This is a genomic window from [Mycobacterium] fortunisiensis (assembly GCF_019050325.1).
Classification (GTDB): Bacteria; Actinomycetota; Actinomycetes; order Mycobacteriales; family Mycobacteriaceae; genus Mycobacterium; species Mycobacterium fortunisiensis.
Map to the genome: position 1 here is coordinate 17,828 of NZ_VOMB01000005.1, position 21,002 is coordinate 38,829.

Here is a 21,002-nt window from a genome sequence, read left to right on the forward strand (position 1 = left end):
CCGGGTCGGGCCTCGGCGACAGCGTCACGCTTCGTCGGACTCGCCACCATCGGGATCTGAGTCCTCCTCGGCGTTGCGCGCGATCGCAATCAGTGTGTCGCCCTCGCCGAGGTTCATCAAGCGGACGCCCTTGGTCTGGCGCCCGGCCTTGCGAACCTGACGTGCGGCGGTCCGGATGACGCCGCCACCGGAGGTGATGGCGTACAGCTCGGTTTCGTCGTCGACGATCAGCGCTCCAACCAGATTGCCACGTTTCGGGTCGTACTGGATCGTCAGGATGCCCTTGCCGCCCCGGCCCTGCACCGTGTACTCGTCGATCGCCGTGCGCTTGGCGTAACCACCGGCCGTCGCGACCAGCAGATACGTGTCCGGCTGCACCACGTTCAGCGACAGCAGACGGTCCTCCTCGTTGAACCGCATGCCCTGCACACCCGAGGTGGCCCGGCCCATCGGCCGCAACGCCTCGTCGGTGGCCGAGAACCGGATCGACTGGCCCTTGGCGCTGACCAGCAGCAGATCGTCGTCGGCCGAGCACAGGACCGCGCCCACCAGTTCGTCACCGTCACGCAGGTTGACCGCCACGATGCCGCCGGACCGGTTGGAGTCGAAGTCGACCAACTTGGACTTCTTCACCAGGCCGTTGCGGGTGGCCAGCACCAGATACGGCGCATCCTCGTAGGTTTTGAGCTGGATGACCTGCGCGATGCGTTCCTCGGGCTGGAAGGCCAAGAGGTTCGCGACGTGCTGGCCGCGGGCCGTCCGGGAGGCTTCCGGCAGTTCGTAGGCCTTGGCCCGGTACACCCGGCCCTGCGTGGTGAAGAACAGGATCCAGTCGTGGGTCGAGCAGACGAAGAAGTGGTTGACGATGTCGTCGGCCTTGAGCCCCGCCCCCTGCACACCCTTACCGCCGCGCTTCTGGCTGCGGTACAGATCGGTCTTGGTGCGCTTGGCGTACCCGGTTTCGGTGATCGTGACGACCACGTCCTCCCGGGCGATCAGATCCTCGTCGCTGACGTCGCCGTCGGCCGGGACGATCCGGGTCCGCCGGTCGTCGCCGTACTTCTCCACCAACTCGGCGAGTTCGTCGTGCACGATCGCGCGCTGCCGCTCGGGCTTGGCAAGGATGTCCTCGAGATCGGCGATCTCGGCCTCGATCTTGGCCAGATCGTCGACGATCTTCTGACGTTCCAACGCTGCCAACCGGCGCAACTGCATGTCCAGGATCGCCTGGGCCTGGATCTCGTCGATGTCCAGCAGCTCGATCAGCCCGGCCCGGGCGATCTCGACGGTCTGCGAGGCCCGGATCAAGGCGATCACCTCGTCGAGCGCATCGAGCGCCTTGACCAGACCCCGCAGGATGTGGGCCCGCTCATTGGCCTTGCGCAGCCGGTAGCGGGTGCGCCGCACGATGACATCGAGTTGGTGGTCGACGTAGAGCCGAATCAGCTGGTCCAGGCGCAGGGTGCGGGGCACACCGTCGACGATCGACAGCATGTTGGCACCGAAGCTGGTCTGCAGCTGGGTGTGCTTGTAGAGGTTGTTCAGCACCACCTTCGCGACCGCATCGCGCTTGAGCTCCACCACGATTCGCAGACCGACCCGGTCACTGGACTGGTCCTCGATGTTCGAGATGCCGGCCAGCTTGCCGTCGCGGACCTGCTCAGCGATCGAGGTGATGAAGTTGTCGTGGTTGACCTGATACGGCAGCTCGGTGATGACGATGCCGGTGCGGCCCCGGCTGTCTTCCTCGATCTCGACGACACCGCGCATCTTGACCGAGCCGCGCCCGGTCTTGTACGTGTCCTCGATGCCCTGGCTGCCCACGATCAGGCCGTAGGTGGGGAAGTCAGGGCCCTTGACCCGCTCGCACACGGCGGCCAGAGTGGCTTCCTCGTCGGCCTCGTAATTCTCCAGGCACCAGTAGACGGCCTCGGCCAGTTCCCGCAGGTTGTGCGGCGGGATGTTGGTGGCCATGCCGACGGCGATACCGCCCGATCCGTTGGCCAGCAGGTTGGGGAACCGGCTCGGCAGAACCGTGGGCTCCTGCACCCGGCCGTCGTAGTTCGGAGCGAAATCGACTGTCTCCTCGTCGATTTCACGTAGCATCTCCATGGCCAGGGGAGTCAGCCGGGCCTCGGTGTTGTGACTGACGAAACCATTGGTGATGAACGCGTGGTCCGCGGTGTCGACACGCAGGCTGTAGACCGGCTGTACGCCGGCCTCCGTCACCGATGCGACCTCGGCATAGTAGAACCGGCCGTCGGTCAGATCGGTTGCCACCGCGCGAACATCGGGATCGGCGATGTGGCTGAGGATTTCGTCTCCGCCACGACGCCAGCGATCGATTCGATCGACGTTGTGCTTACGCAGCCACTCCTTGTCGGCCCAGCGCCCACCGGCGTGGGTGCGGATGAACTCGCCCAGCCCCGGAACCTGGTCCCCGTCAAGACCCCTGGCAGAGACGGGGAGTGCGGCGAGAATCGAGTTCAGCTTGGCCTGCTTGGCGCCGCCGAAGCCGATCTGTGCGGCGAACAATTCCGCCTGTGCCCGGTTGGTGATGGCGACCTTGTGCTCGCCGGTGACGTGGCGATACCGACTCGAGATCACTCCGAACTCGAGCAGCATCTGCTGGACGTCCTTGGCCAGCTGTTCGCTGCGTGTCGAGTACGACACCTGAATCGTATTGCGCGGCAATGCCGAGCATGACCCATCGCCTTCGAACAGAGCCTGCAGGAAGATTCGTTTCGCTGCTGCTGAGGCGTGCCACATCCACTCTGGCACCCGCTTGTCTGCCGAGCGCTGACCCACCAGGTCCCAGAGCCTAGTCCGCTTGAGCGCAGTGACATTACCCACGTTCAATGTGTGAATAGGTGAGTACGGAGGGTTCGCCTTGTCGCAAACACAGCGTTTCCCACCAACCACCGCGTCATATGCGGCAACAACCATCGTGAAGTAATCGAGATCGAGATTGGCGAATCCAGCTCTCGTGTCCGATACGTAACCCTCGCTAATGAAGGCGCCGAGCAACAACGCTTCCATCGCATCGTGCCAATCTGCAGGACCGAACTCGACGGGTGGTGTCCGCTGGATCGCCACCCGATCACCCGGACGGATTTCCTCGATGAGCTTCCACAGCAGTGTCGGCACGCCAGCAACATTTACAAGGCACAGCAGTGGGTGGTTGCTGGTTCCGGTGACCTCGAAGCCCTCGGCAGTTTGCACCCGGTAGGTCTGGTGCTCGCCTGAGTGGAAGAGCTGGTCGGCCAACACAGGATTCCCATGCCGGTCGAGGACTTTCAACTCGATGTCATTGTCGGAATTCGGCTTGGCACCCGGAACCACGTCACTGATACGCACCGACTGCCCGAACGGCAATCGGACCATCGCGTCAGCCGTCAGACAGTACCTCATGGCAGCTGGTGGGTCGTTGCCCGGCGAGCCGAAGTTGCCCTGTCCGTCCACCAGCGGATAGCGCAGCGACCACGGCTGGGCCATGCGGACCAGGGTGTCGTAGATCGACGAGTCACCGTGCGGGTGGTAATTACCCATCGTTTCGGCGACCGAGCGGGCCGACTTGGCGTGGCTGCGATCCGGCCGGAACCCGGAGTCGAACATCGCGTAGAGCACGCGGCGGTGCACCGGCTTGAGACCGTCGCGCACCTCCGGCAGCGCGCGGCCCACGATCACGCTCATGGCGTAATCGATGTAGCTGCGCTGCATCTCCTGCTGAATGTCGACCGGCTCGATCCGATCGCCCGCTTCACCTCCCGGGGGGAGGGTGGTGTCAGTCATCTATTCCTCGTCCTTCAGCCGCGGCCACAGTTTAGTAGCTCGCGGTGTCGTCGTTCGTGGTTATCGGGCGCGACACGCATAGCGGGCCGGTTCGTCACGTGACAATCTCAAACATCCAGGAAGCGCACGTCTTTCGCATTGCGGGTGATGAAGCTGCGGCGCGCTTCCACGTCTTCGCCCATCAGAATGGAGAACAGCTCGTCGGCCGCGGCAGCATCGTCGAGTGTCACCTGACGCAACACCCGCACCGACGGATCCATGGTGGTCTCCCACAGTTCCTTGGCGTCCATCTCACCCAGACCCTTGTACCGCTGGATACCGTCGTCGACGTTGATCCGCTTACCGGCCGCCTTGCCCGCCTCGAGCAGGCCGTCGCGTTCCCGGTCGGAGTAGGCGAACTCCGGCTCCTGACGCTGCCATTTGAGCTTGTACAACGGCGGCTGAGCCAAGAACACATGCCCGTTCTCGATCAGCGGCTTCATGAACCGGAACAACAACGTCAACAACAGCGTCGAAATATGCTGACCATCCACATCGGCATCGGCCATCAACACGATCTTGTGATACCGCAGCTTGGAAATGTCGAACTCGTCATGGATACCGGTACCCAACGCCGTGATGATGGCCTGGACCTCGGTGTTCTTCAACACCCGGTCGATGCGGGCCTTTTCGACGTTGATGATCTTGCCGCGCAACGGCAGGATCGCCTGGAACATCGAATCCCGACCACTCTTGGCCGAGCCACCGGCCGAATCGCCCTCCACCACATACAGTTCGGACCTACTCGGATCCGTCGACCGGCAATCGGCCAGCTTGCCCGGCAGCCCACCGATGTCGGTGGCACTCTTACGCCGCACCAGATCCCGGGCCTTGCGTGCCGCGGCGCGGGCCTGTGCCGACGAAACTGCTTTGTTCACAACAGTTTTGGCTTCGGCCGGGTTGGCCTCGAACCAATGGCCGATCTGCTCGTTGCAGATCTTCTGCACAAACGACTTCACCTCGGTGTTGCCGAGCTTGGTCTTGGTCTGGCCCTCGAACTGCGGCTGGGACACCTTCACCGAGATCACCGCGGCCAAACCTTCACGGATGTCCTCACCGGTGAGGTTCGGATCCTTGTCCTTGAGAAGTTTCTTGTCCTTGGCGTACTTGTTGACCACACTCGTCAACGCCGCCCGGAAACCCTCCTCATGGGTACCGCCCTCGTGGGTGTTGATGGTGTTGGCGAACGTGTGCACCGACTCCGAATAACCGCCGTTCCACTGCATCGCGATCTCGACCTCATGGCCTTCACCCTTGCCGTCGAAATCGATAACGCTGGGGTGGATCGGAGACTTCGTCCGGTTGATGTGCTTGACGAAATCCACCAGGCCGCCGGGGTAGTGGAACACCCGGTGCTTGACCTTCTGCGGTGGCGGGGCCGCAGCTTCGGCGGCCTCGTCGGCCGCGGACTTGGGGGCGTCGGCGTGATCGCTGACCACGTCGTCGACCACTTCCTCGGCGGTGACCCGCTCGTCGGTGAGCTCGATCGTCAGCCCCTTGTTCAGGAACGCCATCTCCTGGAGCCGACGGGCGATGGTCTCGAAGTCGTAGACCGTGGTCTCGAAGATGTCCGGGTCGGCCCAGAACCGGATCGTGGTCCCGGTCTTCGTTGTCTTCTCACCCTGCTTGAGCGTTCCGGGCACCGACTTGTCGTACACCTGGAACCACTCGTAACCGTCTTTGTAGATGTCGGCCTCGAGGCGGGTCGACAACGCGTTCACCACGGACACACCGACGCCGTGCAGACCGCCGGATACCTGGTAGGCGCCCTCCTCGAACTTGCCGCCGGCGTGCAGCACGGTCATCACGACATCCACGGTCGGGATACCGGTGGCGTGCATGGCCACCGGGATGCCACGGCCGTCGTCGGTGACCTGCACACCGCCGTCGGCGAGAATCCGCACGTCCACCCGGTTGGCGAAGCCGGCCATGGCCTCGTCCACCGCGTTGTCCACCACCTCCCAGATCAGGTGGTGTAGACCTCGCTCACCGGTGGAACCGATGTACATGCCCGGACGTTTACGTACCGCCTCTAGTCCTTCCAGCACCTTGATCGAATCGGCGCCGTATTCGCTTGGAGCATTCTTCTTCTGGGCAGCCACGTCGGACGCGTCTCCTTGGGGTTCCGGGGAGGCAGTGCAGACACCGCCTGAGATCCGTCCGACAGTCTACCGCCAGATTCGGACAGGACCGGTGCTGTAGTCGCGTTTCTGACGGTCTGATTGCGCCGTGCGCGGAATTTTTCGCATATTGGTGCGTCCGGAGCTCGGAAACTGCCCTGTTGAGCGTCTCGGCGCTCTCAGCGCAATATTGTGGGTTTAACCATAGGTATCGCGCGGACCACGGCCGGGAACGTGGCGCGGACCTTTGCGCCACGAAGGACCGACCGGACCCACGATCTTCAACGAGGTCACCACCCCGTCGCCGACCGCCGCGGCAATCTTGGCCAGCAGCTGGGCCTGCACCATCCGCAGCTGGGTGGCCCACGCGGTGGACTCCGCCGACACCGTCAGCACCCCTTCGTTCAAGCCCGTCGGATTGGCGTGATCGGCGATCTGGTCACCAACCACCGTGCGCCACCGACCGAACACCGAGCCCTCGGCCACCCTCGAGGACCAGCCCCGCACCTTCGCCAGATCTTGGGTGGCCGCGCCGAAAAGCTGTGGGTCGCGGACGTCCGGGCCCGGGCCCGACCAGGTTCGACGTCTGCCGGTGTTGCCCGCGACCCGACGCACCGGCGCGCGGCGACCCCGTCCGACATCTTTCCCCTGGCTGCGCGCCGCACCTCGAGCCTCTTCGAGGGTGCGCCGCACCAGATCCATCCCCTTCATCCGGGTCAGGTCCTCCGCGGCAGGCCCGGGGATGGCCGGGTCGGCAGATTCCGCCGGATCCTCGCTCATGGTTCCACCACCGATACCCGCCCCTGATCGCCTTCGGTCATCCGGATCTCCACCCGGTTCACCGCCCAGTCCGACGGAATGTCCTCGCCCACCGCCGCGGTGACCAGAACCTGCTCGGCCTCCCCGGCCACCGCGGCCAAGGCCTGTCGCCGGGCGGTGTCGAGCTCGGCGAAGACATCGTCGAGCAGCAGCACCGGATCGACCCCGTCCGAACGCAGTAATTCGTAGGCACCCAACCGCAGCGACAACGCCATCGACCACGATTCACCGTGGCTGGCAAAGCCTTTCGCGGGTTGGTCACCCAACCACAGCTCGAGGTCGTCACGGTGTGGCCCGACCAGACAGACGCCGCGCTCCAACTCTGCGTCCCGACGACGGGCCAGTGCGTCCAGTAGCGCGGCCTCGTAGAACTCGACCGATTCCGGCCCCGGTGCGGTCTCGATCGCCTCGACACTGCTGCGGTACCGGATCGTCGCCGCCCGGGAGGCCGGTGCCAACAACTGGTAGGCCTTGCTCACCTCGGGCTGTAGTTGTTCGACGAGCGCGGTGCGGGCGGCGATGAGCGCCGCGCCGTGGGCGGCCAGGTGCCCATCCCACACATCGAGGGTGTCGAGTACGCTGCGATCACCCCGATAGCGTGCTCCCGCAGCGGTTTTCAGCAGGGCGGTGCGCTGACGCACCACCTTGTCATAGTCGGCACGGATGCCCGCGACCGCCGGCCGCCGGGTGGTGGCCAGTTCGTCGAGATAGCGACGTCGTTCCCCGGGGTCACCGCGTACCAGGGCAAGATCTTCCGGGCTGAACAACACCGCCCGCAACACCCCGAGAATCTCGCGGGCCGACCGCACCGGTGAGCGGTTCAACCGCGCCTTGTTGGCTCGGCCGTTGGTGATCTCGAGGTCGACCGCCAGCTCCCGACCCTCGTTGACGACGATGCTCGAGACAATGGCGCGCTGCGCACCGGCCCGGATCAGGGGCGCGTCGGACGCCACCCGGTGTGAGCCGAGGGTGGCCGAATACCATAGTGCTTCAACGAGATTGGTCTTGCCGTAGCCATTCGGACCGACGAAGACGGTACGGCCGGGCTCGAGATCGAGATCGACGTGGGCCCAGGACCGGTAGTCGGTCAGTCCCAGGTGACGGACATACACAGTGCAGCGCCTAACCGGACTCGCTGATCCGTTGCACCGCGTGACCACCGAACTGGTTGCGCAGTGCCGACACCGCCTTCATGGTGGGGGAGTCCTCTTGCCTCGAGGCGAAGCGGGCGAACAGCGACGCGGCGATCACCGGCATCGGCACCCGATGGTTGATGGCCTCTTCCACGGTCCAGCGACCTTCCCCGGAATCCTCGGTGTAGCCGCTGATCCCGGAGAACCCGGGATCCTCCTTGAGCGCCTTGGCCAGCAACTGCTGCAGCCAGGAACGCACCACGGTGCCGTTGGTCCAGGCCTGGATCACTGCCTGCGGGTCGGTGATCAGATCTTCGGCCGCCAACAGTTCGTAGCCCTCGGCGTAGGCATGCATCAGCCCGTATTCGATGCCGTTGTGCACCATCTTGGCGTAGTGCCCCGCCCCCACCGGGCCCGCGTGCACGAAACCGTCGGCGGCGTCACCGGCCGGGCGCAGGCTGTCGAAGATCGGCATGGCTCGAGCCACGTCGGCATCGCTGCCGCCGACCATCAGTCCGTAGCCCTCGGTCAGGCCCCAGACACCGCCGGAGACACCGGCATCCACGAAATTGATTCCCTTGTCTCCCAACAATTTCGCGTGCGGGCCGTCCTCGGTGTAGCGCGAGTTGCCACCGTCGATGACCAGGTCACCGGCGCCGAGCACCTCGGCCAACTCGACGATGGTCTGGTGCGTGACGGTGCCCGAGGGCACCATCACCCAGACCACCCGCGGGGCCTCGAGCGCCGCGGCCAGGTCGCTCAGACCGGCCACGTCGGTGACTTCCGGGCGAGGGTCGTAGCCCACGACGTCATGGCCGCCCGCGCGCAGACGCTCGCGCATGTTGAAGCCCATCTTGCCCAGGCCGACTAACCCCAGTTGCATGTCCGCCCTTCCTCGGTGACGACCGATCAGCCCGGAAGGCGTACCGGCATCAACAGATAGACGTAATCGGTTTTGGCGGCCGGGAACGGCCCCGAGCCACCGCCGGTCCCGCCATCCTCACCCGTCGGCCGCAACACGGCCGGCCGGCTCGGGGTGGTGAAACCGAAAGTCACCCGGTCGGAGTGCAGCGAGCTCAAGCCGTCGGTGAGATACGTCGGGTTGAACGCGATGGTCAGTGGGTCCCCGGCGAATTCGACCGGCAGGTCTTCCTCGGCCCGGCCCACGTCGTCGGCGCCGGCCGAGAGCCGCAGCACGTCGTCACCGAACTCCATCCGGATCTGAGCACCCCGATCGGCGACCAGGGCGACACGCTTGATCGCCTCGGTAAGCTCGGCGACCCCGATCGTGGCCACCGCGGTGTGCTCGGCCGGCAGCAGCTGACGGAACTTCGGGAACTCCGCGTCCAGCAGCCGGGTGGTGCTGCGCTTGCCGTTACTGCGGATCCCGAGCAGACCGTCCTTGCCGACCGATTCCCCGGAACCCAGCGACAGATGCACCTGGTTGCCGTCGGTGCCGGCCTTGGCGGCTTCGGCCAGTGTCTTGGCGGGAACCAGCACGGCGGCCTCGACGTCGGTGGCGCTGGTTTCCCAGGTCAGCTCACGCACGGCCAGCCGGAACCGATCGGTGGCGGCCAAAACCACTGACTCACCGGAGATTTCGACCCGGATGCCGGTCAGCATGGGCAACGTGTCATCCCGGCCGGCGGCCACCGCGACCTGGCCGATCGCCTCGGCGAACAGGTCGGAGGACACCACGCCGGTCTCCTCCGGCAGGGCGGGCAGCGCCGGGTAGTCCTCGACTGCCAAAGTCGGCAGGGAGAAGCGGGCGCTGCCACAGGTCAGCGATACCCGGGTGCCCTCGACGCTGAGCTCGACCGGTTTGGCCGGCAATGCCTTGGTGATGTCGGAGAGCAACCGACCGGATACCAAAACGCTTCCGGGAGAAGCGATTTCGGCGGCGACCCGGACCTCGGCGGAAACTTCGTAGTCGAAGCCGGAGATGGTCAGCCCGTCATCGGTGCCGGTCAACAGGACCCCGGCCAGCACCGGGATCGTCGGCCGGGTGGGCAGGTTACGGGCCACCCAGGCCACCGCATCCGCGAAGTCGTCACGCACCACGCGGAACTTCAAATCGGTCAGCCCAGCCGTCGTCGTTGCCACGTGCTATGTGCCCCTTCGATGATCCCCATAATGAGCTCTACCAGCGGGTTCCCAAACCGCACCAGCCAGCATGACGCTGAATGACAAAGTCGGTAACCACTGTCGATGAACCACCGTAGAGCTTTCCGCATCAACTTGAAAGCTAATCGAGCGGGGTGACATGTGGGCTCCTCGAGCCGGATCGGACGGGCGCTCCGCTCGATGTCCCCAAGGCCCTTCTTCTAGAAGGAATTCTTAGAAGATATTTGAGTAACAGTATTAGGTGCTGTGCAATCTGGGGATGGACGGGTGTTTGCCCAGCCCTGTCGGTGTGTCGCAATGTGAGTCCACTGTGGACAGCGGTGGATGGATCGCCGGGCGGGTGTGGACAGCCGCGGCCGTGTGGATGGTTTTGTCATTTGTCCCGTGGTTTGCCCGCAGGTTGTGCACAGCACTATCCACAGCGCTGACCTGTGACATGTGACGCACGGTGGGGCGAAAGTGGTGACAAGTTTTTTCACCGACGGGCCGTCAGAGACCACAATGTGAGACACCGGGACGCCCCGGGAGGCGGATTTCAGCGCTTGGCGCGCTGACGGATCCGGGTGGTGAGCTCCTTGACGTGGTCGAAGACCTCGCGCCGCTCTGCCATTTCGCCACGGATCTTCTTCTCGGCGTACATGACCGTGGTGTGGTCGCGGCCGAACGCCTGGCCGATCTTGGGCAGGGACAGATCGGTCAGCTCGCGGCACAGGTACATGGCGATCTGACGGGATTGCGCCAGCGCCCGGGTCTTGCCGGGGCCGCGCAGTTCCTCGACGGTGGTCTCGAAGTACTCGGCGGTGGCCGCCATGATCGCGGCCGTGCTGATCTGCATGGTGGTGGCGTCGGCGATGAGATCCCGCAACACCACCTCGGCCAGCGCCTTGTCGATCCGGGTCTTGTTGAGTGAGGCGAACGCGGTGACACGGATCAGCGCACCCTCGAGCTCGCGGATATTGCGTTCGATGCTGCTGGCGATGAGCTCGAGCACATCGTCGGGCACGTCCAGCCGGTCCATCTGCGCCTTCTTGCGCAGGATCGCGATGCGGGTCTCCAGCTCGGGCGGCTGGACATCGGTGATCAGGCCCCATTCGAACCGGGTCCGCAGCCGATCCTCGAGGGTGGCCAGCTGTTTGGGCGGGCGGTCCGAGGAGATGACGATCTGCTTGTTCGCGTTGTGCAGGGTGTTGAAGGTGTGGAAGAACTCTTCCTGGATACCTTCCTTGCCCTCGATGAACTGGATGTCGTCGACGAGCAGGATGTCGATGTCGCGGTAACTGCGCTTGAACGACGCCTTACGGTCGTCGCGCAGCGAGTTGATGAAGTCGTTCGTGAATTCCTCGGTGGAGACGTACTTCACCCGCATGCCGGGGAAGAGACGTTGCGCATAGTTTCCGGCCGCGTGCAGCAGATGGGTCTTGCCGAGACCGGATTCACCCCAGATGAACAGGGGGTTGTAGGCCCGCGCGGGCGCTTCGGCGATGGCCAGGGTGGCGGCATGGGCGAAGCGGTTGGACGCACCGATGACGAAGGTGTCGAAGGTGTAGCGGCGGTTGAGGTTGACCGCGTTGTCGTCACTGATCGTGGAGTCGCGCTGCGGGCTGCTGAAGTAGGTCGGCCAGGTCTCCTCGGCGCTGACCTTGGCGGCCCTGTCGTCGTCGATCTCGTCGGCCTCGGCGGCCGCATCGGGGCCCACCGGTACGTCGTCCGGCTCGTCGGCGAGGGCGGCGGAATCGGTGCCGGCCGCGGCGTCCTCGGCGTCCTCGGGCGGAGTGGCGATCCGCACCCCGAGTTCGACCCGCTGACCCAGCTTGCGGCTGAGCGCGTCGATGATCGGCTCGCGAAGGTGGCGTTCGATCTCGTTCTGCACGAACGGAGTGGGCACCGACAGCAGAGCAAACCCCTCGGCGATCACGAGCGGTTTCACCAACTTGAGCCAGGCTCTTTGCTGAGGAGTCAGCGGGGGGAGAGCTGGATCACCACCGTTGAGTTCGGTGACGACGCTGTTCCAGACCGAGACGAACGGTGGATCGGGGTCAGCTGACAACGCCTGTTCCCCCCTTGAGGTGAATCGAGGTCGACCCGGTGACGACCAAAAAGAACGATGACGAACTGTCCACATATTTATCCACAGCTTGTGGAGAAAGGACAGTCGTCGTCGCTCTGTTGTCTATTTGTGAGAGCGTCGTGGCCGGAATCGTCACATGCTGCGAGGTGCGCCGCGCCGCGATCTCTCGTTTCATTGTCCGGGGCCGCCCCAGGCTCGGAACGGCATTGCCAGAAGCTAACAGTTTTCTCTCGACGTGCCAACAGTTCTGCAACATCCGATACGAACAATGTTGGCGGGTCGACGCAGGTTTGACCCCGTGAAATCTCATCAGTACCCTCGAGCAGTCGCCCGCACGTGGCGATACGGCTGCGCCCGGGAAGTTCCGGAGAACGCGCCGGTTAGTTGAAGCACGACGGACGAGCTTAAACCGAGCTTGCACGGTAACCGTGTTCCTGGCGGCACTTCGGTGTCGGCGGACGCGGGTGCCATAGGAACAAGGAGAGATTGCCGTGGCCAAGGGCAAGCGGACCTACCAGCCCAACAACCGCCGCCGTGCGCGCGTGCATGGGTTCCGGCTGCGGATGCGCACTCGCGCCGGCCGCGCCATCGTCGCCAACCGTCGTAGCAAGGGCCGTCGCGCACTCACTGCGTGATACTGCGGCTCTCAGGCGGGATCTAGCGCGGTGCTTCCGGCTCGATACCGGATGAGGCGATCCGCGGAGTTCAGTGCCACCGTCAGTCGTGGCGTGCGTGCGGTCCAACCCGACGTTGTCGTGCACGCCTTACACGAGGGAACGGACGCTACCGGCCCGCGGGTCGGCCTGATCGTGTCCAAAGCCGTCGGAAACGCCGTGGAGCGGCATCGGGTGTCGCGCCGGCTCCGGCACGCCGCCCGCGTTGTCGTACCGAAATTGGATGCCACCGATCTGGTGGTGATCCGTGCCCGCGCCGGCAGTGCGGAGGCCCCGTCGGTCCGGCTGGAGCAGCAGTTGCAGCGCGCCCTCGAGCGCCTGGATGCGCGGCGCAGGACGTCACCATGATCCGGCGGGCGGGTGCTCAGGTGGCTCGCGGCGCGATTTTCCTCATCCAGTTCTACCGGCACGCCATCTCCCCGCTGCGCCCGCCGTCGTGTCGATTCATGCCGACGTGTAGTCAGTACGCCGTCGATGCGCTCACCGAGTACGGGCCGATCCGTGGTGGCTGGCTGGCGTTGATCCGGCTGTTGAAGTGCGGACCGTGGCACCCGGGCGGCTGGGATCCGATTCCCGAGCGGTGCCCGCACGAGCATGAGTCCGCCCGCACTGATGAGACCATCTCCGGCGCAATGGACGCCGCCGAAAACCTTGTCTGGGACACCCCAGCGAAGCGAGGGGAGAGCAAGTCGCGTGTTTAACTGGTTCAGCCTGGACATCATCTATTACCCGGTGTCGGCGATCATGTGGGTTTGGTACAAGGCGTTCGCCTTCCTGCTGGGCCCCGAGAACTTCTTCGCCTGGGCGCTGTCGGTGATGTTCCTGGTGTTCACGCTGCGCGCGATCCTCTACAAGCCCTTCGTCAAGCAGATCCGCACCACGCGGCAGATGCAGGAGCTGCAGCCACAGATCAAGGCGCTGCAGAAGAAGTACGGGAAAGACCGGCAGCGCATGGCGCTGGAGATGCAGAAGCTGCAGCGCGAGCACGGCTTCAACCCGATCCTGGGCTGCCTGCCGATGCTGGCGCAGGTGCCGGTGTTCCTGGGCCTGTACCACGTGCTGATGTCCTTCAACCGCACGCAGACCGGGATCGGCCGGCTGGGGCTGTCGGTCGAGGAGAACCGCAGCCTGGCCAACTATGTCTTCAGTGCGACCGACGTCAGCCACTTCCTCGACGCCAACCTGTTCGGCGCGCCGCTGGGTGCGACGATGGTCCAGCAGCACGGTCTGGAGGCGTTCACCGAATTCAACCGGCTCTCCGTGGTGCTGGTCGGGGTTCCGATCATGATCCTGGCCGGTATCGCCACCCACTTCAACAGCCGGGCCTCGGTTGCGCGGCAGAGCGTGGAGGCGGCGGCCAATCCGCAGACCGCGATGATGAACAAGCTCGCGCTCTACGTGTTCCCGCTCGGCGTGGTGGTCGGTGGACCGTTCCTTCCGCTCGCGGTGATCATTTACTGGTTGTCCAACAACATCTGGACTTACGGTCAGCAGCACTACGTGTTCGGGATGATCGAGAAGGAAGAAGAAGCCAAGAAGGCCGAGGCGCTCGAACGTCGTTCGGCGAACGCGCCGGCGCCCGGAGCGAAGCCCAATCGGGCACGCAAGTCCGAACCGGCGAGCGCACCCGCAGTCACCGAGGACACCGAGGCCGACGCGGGGGAGACCAAAGGCCAGAGCGACGCGGCGGGTGGCTCCGGACAGTCGAGTACGACCCCGAGCAAGCCCAAGCCCGGTGCGCGCCCCAAGAAGCGGAAACGGTGACCAGTTCTCACACTGGCTACAAGTAGGGAGAAGACGGAGATGACGGACTCACAGACGACCGAAGTCGGCGCCGAGCCGGACGAGGACATCCAGTCGGCAGCCACGGGCGAAGACGATCTGGAAGAGCGACTGGTGGCCGAGGGCGAGATTGCCGGCGACTACCTCGAGGAGCTCCTCGATCTGCTTGACTTCGACGGTGACATCGACCTCGACGTCGAGGGGGACCGTGCGGTGGTGAGCATCGACGGCGGCGGCGATCTGAACAAGCTCGTGGGGCGTAAGGGCGAGGTGCTGGATGCCCTGCAGGAGCTGACCCGGCTGGCGGTGCACCAGAAGACCGGCGAGCGCAGTCGGCTGATGCTGGACATCGCGCGCTGGCGTCGGCGTCGTCGCGACGAGCTCGCAGCGCTGGGCGACAAGGTGGCCCGCCGGGTGCTGGCGTCGGGGGAGCGCGAAGAGCTGGCCCCGATGACGCCGTTCGAGCGGAAGATCGTTCACGATGCGGTGGCGGCGGTCGATGGTGTCCGCAGCGAGAGCGAGGGCGTGGAGCCGTCGCGCCGTGTCGTTGTGTTGGTCGACTGAGTTCTGCTTGGCTGAGTATTAGTTACATAGGTGTAGTTCGTTTGCGGCGACGGTGCCGTCGGGAGTGCGGAGGATGTTTCACGTGAAACATGGACCGGTCCCCGCGGCACCGCCCGCCGCGGCGGGGGTCTTCGGCGAGCGGCTGGAGACCGCCGAGCGGTACGCGGCGATTCTGGCCGGTGCCGGTGTCGAGTGGGGATTGATTGGTCCGCGAGAGGTGGACCGGCTCTGGGACCGACACATTCTGAACAGTTCGGCACTCGGTGAGCTTCTGTCTCCCGGTGAGCGCGTGGCCGATATCGGCAGCGGGGCCGGCCTTCCCGGCGTTCCTTTGGCCCTGGCCCGTCCCGACATACATATGACGTTGATCGAACCGCTGCTCCGCCGCAGTGAATTCTTGCGCGAGGCGGTCGATGAGTTGGCACTGGACGTGACGGTGGTCCGCGGCCGGGCCGAGGAGCCGGACGTCCGCAAGACGGTGGGCGAGTTGGATGTGGTGACGTCGCGGGCGGTCGCCTCACTGGACAAGTTGACGCGGTGGAGCATGCCGCTGCTTCGCGTCGACGGCAGGATGCTGGCCCTGAAAGGTGAGCGGGCGGAGTCCGAGATCGAGGAGCATCGGCGTGTGATGGCTTCCTTGGGTGCGGTCGATGCCAGGGTGGTGAAATGTGGCGTGAACTATTTGAACCCGCCCGCAACCGTCGTCGCCGTGCGGCGCGCAGCGGTCAAACCGGGGAACCGGTCAACGGGCAGAGCCTCCGGGTCGCGGGGGAGATCGGGCAGGAGATGAGGATGGGTTCTGATCGGCAGGCAGCCGCTAGGACGAGCGGTACGCCCGCCGTTTCACGTGAAACGGTTTCACGTGAAACCTGGAACGGTGGCGGTGAGACGGCGTGGTCCACAGACGCCAGCATGGATACTCCGATCGCCGCGGAAGCCGAACAGGCCACCCGCGTGCTCCACACGTCGCATGGCCAACTTCCCCGGCCGTCGCGGCAGCGGGTGTTCACGATCGCCAACCAGAAGGGCGGCGTGGGGAAGACGACCACTGCGGTCAATGTCGCCGCGGCGCTCGCGCTCCAGGGGTTGCGGACACTGGTGATCGACCTCGATCCCCAGGGCAATGCCAGCACCGCACTGGGTATCGAGCACCGGCCCGGGACACCGTCGTCGTACGAGGTACTCATCGGGGACATCCCCGTCGAAGAGGCGCTGCAGCGCAGCCCGCACAGCGACCGGCTGTTCTGCATTCCCGCGACCATCGACCTCGCGGGTGCCGAGATCGAGTTGGTCAGCATGGTGGCGCGTGAGGGCCGGTTGCGCTCCGCGCTCGCCGCGCTCGCCAACCACAACTTCGACTACGTGTTCATCGACTGCCCGCCATCGTTGGGGCTGCTGACGATCAATGCCTTGGTGGCAGCTCCCGAGGTGTTGATCCCGATCCAGTGCGAGTACTACGCCCTTGAAGGGGTGGGCCAGCTGCTGCGCAACATCGAGATGGTGAAGGCTCATCTGAACCCCGAGTTGTCGGTGTCCACCGTGATACTGACGATGTACGACGGACGGACGAAGCTGGCCGATCAGGTTGCCGAGGATGTGCGCGAGCACTTCGGCGACAAGGTCTTGCGGACGGTCATCCCCCGGAGCGTGAAGGTGTCGGAAGCCCCGGGATACGGGATGACGATCCTCGATTACGATCCGGGTTCCCGCGGTGCGCTGAGCTATCTCGACGCGAGCCGCGAGATCGCAGAGCGCGGGGCCCCGCCCCGCGGGCAGTAGACGGCAGACATCAGTGAGCAGACAGCGGACGGCAGCGATGAGCAGGAGACGATCATGAATCAGCCGGTACGGAAGCGGAGTGGCCTCGGCAGGGGACTGGCAGCGCTGATTCCGACCGGACCGGCTGAGGACGGTGGCGACGCCCTGAGCCCGAAGATCGGCTCCAGCGCGGCCGATGTTCTTCTCGGCGGACCGCCGGCTGTCACCGGGAAGGACGGTGCTTCAGCAGTCGACGCGCCGTCGGCCGGAGTGGATGGCGCTGACCTGTCCACGGGCGACGTCGGCGCGACCTATCGCGAGATCGATCCCAACCTGATCCAGCCGAACCCTCGCCAGCCGCGCCAGGTGTTCGACGAGGAAGCCCTGAACGAACTTGTGCACTCGATCCGCGAATTCGGATTGATGCAGCCGATCGTCGTCCGCGCGGTCGAAGAGAACGGCGAAACCCGCTACCAACTGGTGATGGGGGAGCGGCGGTGGCGCGCTGCCCAACAGGCCGGGCTGGAGACCATCCCGGCGATCGTTCGTGAGACCGCGGACGACAGCATGCTGCGGGACGCGCTGCTGGAGAACATTCACCGTGTGCAGCTGAACCCGTTGGAAGAGGCCGCCGCCTACCAACAGTTGCTCGACGAATTCGAGGTCACGCACGACGAGCTCGCCGCGCGCATCGGGCGCTCCCGGCCGCTGATCTCGAACATGATCCGGCTGCTGCGGTTGCCGATCGCGGTGCAGCGACGGGTCGCGGCGGGGGTGCTGTCGGCGGGGCACGCCCGGGCGCTGCTCGCGCTCGAGGGCGGCCCCGAGAAGCAGGAAGAGCTCGCCGCCCGGATCGTCGCCGAGGGGATGTCGGTGCGCGCCACCGAGGAGGCGGTGACGCTGGCCAATCGGGACGGCAACACCGCCCCGCCGGCTCCGCGCCGCAAGCCGATCCAGATGCCAGGTCTGCAGGACGTTGCTGAGCGGTTGTCCTCGGCCTTCGACACCCGGGTCACCGTGAGTCTTGGCAAACGCAAAGGCAAGATCGTCGTCGAGTTCGGGTCGGTGGATGATCTGCAGCGCATCGTCGACATCATGAGCGCCGAAGAGCGCTGAACAGCGCTGCGAACCCAGGACCGACGACACCAGGTTGTTCCGTCACTGTGACACATCGGTGATCAATACCTGCAGCCATGACCCCATCGGACCGCAAAGTTCTTGTGCGGCATGGCTTTTCACGACGAAGGCGGAGCTGGATGGGATTTTCGGGGCGCGGTGCGCCGGGCCGGGCGGATTCTCCTATCCTTGAGGGGCAGCCACGCACTCAGTGGGAAAGCCAGGGACCTCAGTGACAGCACGAATCACGCCGCTCCGGCTCGAGGGTTTCGAGCAGCTGCCCAAGCATGCCCGGCGCTGTGTCTTCTGGGAAGTGGATCCCTCCACCGTCAACGACGGTCACCTGACGGACCCGGAGTTCGAAAAGGAAGCCTGGCTGTCCATGGTGATGCTGGAGTGGGGCTCGTGTGGGCAACTCGCGGTCACCGCTCACCCCGACACTGAGCCGGACTCCGGGAGCGGTCTGACGTCGAACGGGGGGTCGGCGGCCGGGGCAAATCTGTTGGCCTCCGCGGCCGGCGCCGATTTCACCGCTCCGGAGTCGATCGACGACCCGTGTCTGGGTTTCGCGTTCTACGCCCCGCCCGGTGCCGTCCCCAGGGCTCGGCTCTTTCCGACCGCGCCGGTGAGCGCGGACGCAATCCTGCTCACCGCAGTCGGGGTAGAGGCCGGAGAGGATCGAGAGGCCTTGTCGCAGAGCCTGCTCGCGGCCGTGGTGAACGATCTGGTGCGCCGCGGCGTCCGCGCCTTGGAGGCTTTCGGGTACACCTCGGCAGTCGTCGAACTGGCCGCCGGAGCGCGGCTGCCGGCCGAATTGTCTGCGGTGGTCGAAGTGTTGGGGGACTGCGCTGTCGACCAGTGCATGCTCGCCTCTGACTTTTTGGAGGACGTCGGTTTCACGGTGGTGGCACCGCATCCGTACTTCCCGCGGCTCCGCCTCGAACTCGACAAGGGACTCGGCTGGAAAGCCGAAGTGGAAGCCGCACTCGAGCGGCTGTTGGAGAGTGCGCGCATCGAGTTGCCGGTCGGCGCCGGCATGTCCGCGGTGTCGGCCTCGGATACGACATTCCGACTCCGCAAGTGAGTGGTGCGGACGTCGAAACGCCGCACCGCACTGCCGGCTGAACGGGCCGTTCAGGCCGCAGCAAGACTCAACACCCGCGGGGCGGGGGAGGGTTGGCCCTGAGCGCGTAGCGATTGGGGGCGGGAAAAGTCAACGTGCACAAGGCGTTTGTGCGGTAGAGCAGCGATTGCGTGCTGTTCGGGCGCCGCGAGGGTGACCGAAATGCCGCTGAAACACGGGGTGTCGAGGTGCAGACACGCACGCTCGCGGAGCTAGGGGGTTACGCGCTCACGCGCCGCGGCCGGCCTGTTGCTCCACCGACAACTCATGCGCCAACAACTCCGCGAAGGTGAAAGTCCCTGTCGGACGGTCGTTCTTGCCGAGCAGATAGAGCCGTTTGACCGCGGCCAGGATGCCCTCGGCGATCGCGTCGCGGGTCTGGGTGGACAACAGCAGACCGCGATCGTGTGGATTGGTGATGTAGCCGATGTCGACCTGCACGGTGGGCATCCGGGTCAGACGCAGCAGGTCCCACGTCCGGCCGTGCGAGCGGCAGTCACGTAACCCGGTGCGGGCCACCACTTCCCGCTGGATGAAGTCGGCGAGGTTGCGCCCGATGGTGGACACCGAGCCGTGCGAGTTTCCGAAGTGGAATGACGCCACACCATTGGCCGAAGGCGAGGATTGGGCTTCGCAGCGCAGGCTGATCATCAGATCGGCGCCGACCCGGTTGGCCGTGGCGGCCCGCTCGGTGTCCAGCGGGCTGCGGTTGGCCGGGCGGGAGATGAACGTCTCCATGCCGATCGCGGTCATCCGGCCCTCGAGCCGGCTTGCCAAGTCCCACAGGATGTCTGCTTCGCTGATCGGCCCGTCGGGGCCGTGCATGATCATCCCGTGGTCCGAGCCGCCACGGCCCGGATCGATGATGACGTGCTTACCGGACAGCCGCGGGCCGGAGCGGCGCACCAGCTCCTCTTCCCGGATGGCGTGCGGGGACCCACCGGTCACCCGGGAGCCCAGGAAATACAACGAGCGCAACGTTTCCGGGCCGCAGATGCCGTCGGGGTACAGCCCGTACTCGCGTTGATAGGAGGACAGCGCGTTGTGCGTCTGCAGGCCGAAATGTCCGTCCACCATGCCGGTGTAGAAGCCCAGGTCCTGCAGACGTGCCTGCAGCGTGGCCACGTCGTCGCCGTACATCGGGGCACCGAACTGGTGGGTCAGGGTGCGGGCGCCCAGCCGGTAGGACGCCTCGCGCAGGGCACGGTAGGTGGCCTCGCCGACGATGCCGTCCACCAGCAGCCCTCGGTGCTGCTGAAAGGCCCGCACGGCGCGATCGAGCTCGTCATCGAAGACATCCAGTGCAACATGCCTGCCGGTGCTCAGGTCGGCGTCAGGGTTGTCGATCAGACCTAACGCGGCCAAGGCTGCCCGGATCTCGGTGACTGCTCCGCCACGGTCACCGCGACGCAGACTCGACATTCGGCCCCTCCATGCTGGTCTCCGGCCGTCTGCCGGACTAGCTGCCCAGCATTGTCTCAGACTTCGGCCACATACCGGAAAACGCCAGGCGTACCCGGGGTGTGCGTAATGGCGGTGTGGGTGTCTCTCAGAGAGCGTCGGCAAGTTCGCGCAGCAGGGCGGCTTTGCCCTTGGCGCCGACGATGCGTTTGACCGGCGCGCCGTCCTTGAACAGGATCAGGGTCGGGATCGACACCACCTGGAAATCACGGGCGGTGGCCGGGTTGGCGTCCACGTCGATCTTGGCCACCCGCAGTTCACCGGCCTTCTCGCCGGCGATCTCCTCCAGCACCGGGGCCACCATCTTGCACGGGCCGCACCAGGTGGCCCAGAAGTCCACCAGCACCGGCGTGCTGCTGGACAGCACGTCGCTGGCGAACGAGTCGTCGGTGACCGTTACGGTTGCACTGTCGGCACCCATGAAGCTCT

The 21,002-nt window shown here is 65.4% G+C and carries 18 protein-coding genes; 9 read left to right on the top strand and 9 right to left on the bottom strand.

Annotation, left to right across the window (positions count from 1 at the left end; translation table 11 throughout):
* Positions 1–24: 24 nt before the first annotated feature.
* From gyrA to dnaA, 7 genes are all read right to left on the bottom strand, one after another.
* A complete protein-coding gene (gene gyrA / locus FR943_RS03840; RefSeq protein ID WP_217154998.1) occupies positions 25–3,792 on the bottom strand; it encodes an intein-containing DNA gyrase subunit A in 3,768 nt (1,255 codons plus the stop codon).
* A gap of 107 nt (positions 3,793–3,899) precedes the next feature.
* A complete protein-coding gene (gene gyrB / locus FR943_RS03845; protein WP_217155000.1) occupies positions 3,900–5,933 on the bottom strand; it encodes a DNA topoisomerase (ATP-hydrolyzing) subunit B in 2,034 nt (677 codons plus the stop codon).
* Between the two features lie 216 nt (positions 5,934–6,149).
* On the bottom strand, positions 6,150–6,731 hold the full coding sequence (locus FR943_RS03850) for a DUF721 family protein (protein ID WP_217155002.1): 582 nt from the start codon (positions 6,729–6,731) through the stop codon (positions 6,150–6,152).
* Positions 6,728–7,882, bottom strand: coding sequence for a DNA replication/repair protein RecF (gene recF, locus FR943_RS03855; protein WP_217155004.1), 1,155 nt, complete (start codon positions 7,880–7,882; stop codon positions 6,728–6,730). The genes FR943_RS03850 and recF overlap by 4 nt, the downstream gene beginning before the upstream one ends.
* A 10-nt stretch (positions 7,883–7,892) precedes the next feature.
* The gene (gene gnd, locus FR943_RS03860) at positions 7,893–8,786 is read right to left on the bottom strand and encodes a phosphogluconate dehydrogenase (NAD(+)-dependent, decarboxylating) (RefSeq protein WP_217155007.1); all 894 of its coding nucleotides are present in this window, start codon (positions 8,784–8,786) and stop codon (positions 7,893–7,895) included.
* Between the two features lie 26 nt (positions 8,787–8,812).
* Positions 8,813–10,006 (bottom strand): DNA polymerase III subunit beta, encoded by a 1,194-nt coding sequence (dnaN, locus tag FR943_RS03865; RefSeq protein ID WP_217155008.1) that lies wholly within the window; start codon positions 10,004–10,006, stop codon positions 8,813–8,815.
* A 556-nt stretch (positions 10,007–10,562) separates the two neighbouring features.
* The gene (gene dnaA, locus FR943_RS03870; RefSeq protein WP_217155010.1) at positions 10,563–12,074 is read right to left on the bottom strand and encodes a chromosomal replication initiator protein DnaA; all 1,512 of its coding nucleotides are present in this window, start codon (positions 12,072–12,074) and stop codon (positions 10,563–10,565) included.
* A 512-nt stretch (positions 12,075–12,586) separates the two neighbouring features.
* Between dnaA and rpmH the strand changes: the two genes are divergently transcribed.
* The 9 genes from rpmH to FR943_RS03915 all read left to right on the top strand — a co-directional run bounded on the left by rpmH (position 12,587) and on the right by FR943_RS03915 (position 19,073).
* Positions 12,587–12,730 carry a 50S ribosomal protein L34 gene (gene rpmH, locus FR943_RS03875; protein WP_003883350.1) on the top strand — a complete coding sequence of 48 codons (144 nt, stop codon included), beginning with the start codon at positions 12,587–12,589 and terminating at the stop codon, positions 12,728–12,730.
* Between the two features lie 30 nt (positions 12,731–12,760).
* Entirely contained in the window at positions 12,761–13,117 is a 357-nt protein-coding gene (rnpA, locus tag FR943_RS03880; protein WP_217155011.1) for a ribonuclease P protein component, read from the top strand.
* The gene (gene yidD / locus FR943_RS03885; protein ID WP_217155013.1) at positions 13,114–13,470 is read left to right on the top strand and encodes a membrane protein insertion efficiency factor YidD; all 357 of its coding nucleotides are present in this window, start codon (positions 13,114–13,116) and stop codon (positions 13,468–13,470) included. Before rnpA ends, yidD begins: the two co-directional genes overlap by 4 nt.
* Complete coding sequence (yidC, locus tag FR943_RS03890; RefSeq protein WP_217155015.1) at positions 13,463–14,533, top strand: membrane protein insertase YidC; 1,071 nt, start codon at positions 13,463–13,465, stop codon at positions 14,531–14,533. The genes yidD and yidC overlap by 8 nt, the downstream gene beginning before the upstream one ends.
* 39 nt (positions 14,534–14,572) lie before the next feature.
* Entirely contained in the window at positions 14,573–15,115 is a 543-nt protein-coding gene (locus FR943_RS03895; RefSeq protein WP_217155016.1) for a Jag family protein, read from the top strand.
* A gap of 73 nt (positions 15,116–15,188) precedes the next feature.
* The gene (rsmG, locus tag FR943_RS03900; RefSeq protein ID WP_217155017.1) at positions 15,189–15,905 is read left to right on the top strand and encodes a 16S rRNA (guanine(527)-N(7))-methyltransferase RsmG; all 717 of its coding nucleotides are present in this window, start codon (positions 15,189–15,191) and stop codon (positions 15,903–15,905) included.
* A 2-nt stretch (positions 15,906–15,907) separates the two neighbouring features.
* Positions 15,908–16,894: a ParA family protein gene (locus tag FR943_RS03905; protein WP_218045265.1), complete on the top strand. Its 987-nt coding sequence runs from the start codon at positions 15,908–15,910 to the stop codon at positions 16,892–16,894.
* Positions 16,895–16,948: 54 nt separating this feature from the next.
* Positions 16,949–17,989: a ParB/RepB/Spo0J family partition protein gene (locus FR943_RS03910; RefSeq protein WP_217155018.1), complete on the top strand. Its 1,041-nt coding sequence runs from the start codon at positions 16,949–16,951 to the stop codon at positions 17,987–17,989.
* A gap of 232 nt (positions 17,990–18,221) precedes the next feature.
* Complete coding sequence (locus tag FR943_RS03915) at positions 18,222–19,073, top strand: acetyltransferase (protein WP_217155020.1); 852 nt, start codon at positions 18,222–18,224, stop codon at positions 19,071–19,073.
* 267 nt (positions 19,074–19,340) lie between these two features.
* On the opposite strand, the gene FR943_RS03920 is transcribed toward FR943_RS03915, so the two are convergent.
* Together FR943_RS03920 and trxA are read right to left on the bottom strand one after the other, a co-directional pair.
* Positions 19,341–20,534, bottom strand: coding sequence for an N-acetylmuramoyl-L-alanine amidase (locus tag FR943_RS03920; protein ID WP_217155022.1), 1,194 nt, complete (start codon positions 20,532–20,534; stop codon positions 19,341–19,343).
* A 127-nt stretch (positions 20,535–20,661) separates the two neighbouring features.
* Positions 20,662–20,994, bottom strand: a complete 333-nt coding sequence (trxA, locus tag FR943_RS03925; RefSeq protein WP_217155024.1) for a thioredoxin — start codon at positions 20,992–20,994, stop codon at positions 20,662–20,664.
* Positions 20,995–21,002 lie beyond the last annotated feature (8 nt).

Bases quoted from the DNA above. Each gene is read 5' to 3' on its own strand.
- gyrA (WP_217154998.1), bottom strand. From the start codon at position 3,792: ATGACTGACACCACCCTCCCCCCGGGAGGTGAAGCGGGCGATCGGATC.
- FR943_RS03850 (WP_217155002.1), bottom strand. From the start codon at position 6,731: ATGAGCGAGGATCCGGCGGAATCTGCCGACCCGGCCATCCCCGGGCCT.
- gnd (WP_217155007.1), bottom strand. From the start codon at position 8,786: ATGCAACTGGGGTTAGTCGGCCTGGGCAAGATGGGCTTCAACATGCGC.
- yidD (WP_217155013.1), top strand. From the start codon at position 13,114: ATGATCCGGCGGGCGGGTGCTCAGGTGGCTCGCGGCGCGATTTTCCTC.
- FR943_RS03895 (WP_217155016.1), top strand. From the start codon at position 14,573: ATGACGGACTCACAGACGACCGAAGTCGGCGCCGAGCCGGACGAGGAC.
- rsmG (WP_217155017.1), top strand. From the start codon at position 15,189: ATGTTTCACGTGAAACATGGACCGGTCCCCGCGGCACCGCCCGCCGCG.
- FR943_RS03905 (WP_218045265.1), top strand. From the start codon at position 15,908: ATGGGTTCTGATCGGCAGGCAGCCGCTAGGACGAGCGGTACGCCCGCC.
- FR943_RS03910 (WP_217155018.1), top strand. From the start codon at position 16,949: ATGAATCAGCCGGTACGGAAGCGGAGTGGCCTCGGCAGGGGACTGGCA.
- FR943_RS03920 (WP_217155022.1), bottom strand. From the start codon at position 20,534: ATGTCGAGTCTGCGTCGCGGTGACCGTGGCGGAGCAGTCACCGAGATC.
- trxA (WP_217155024.1), bottom strand. From the start codon at position 20,994: ATGGGTGCCGACAGTGCAACCGTAACGGTCACCGACGACTCGTTCGCC.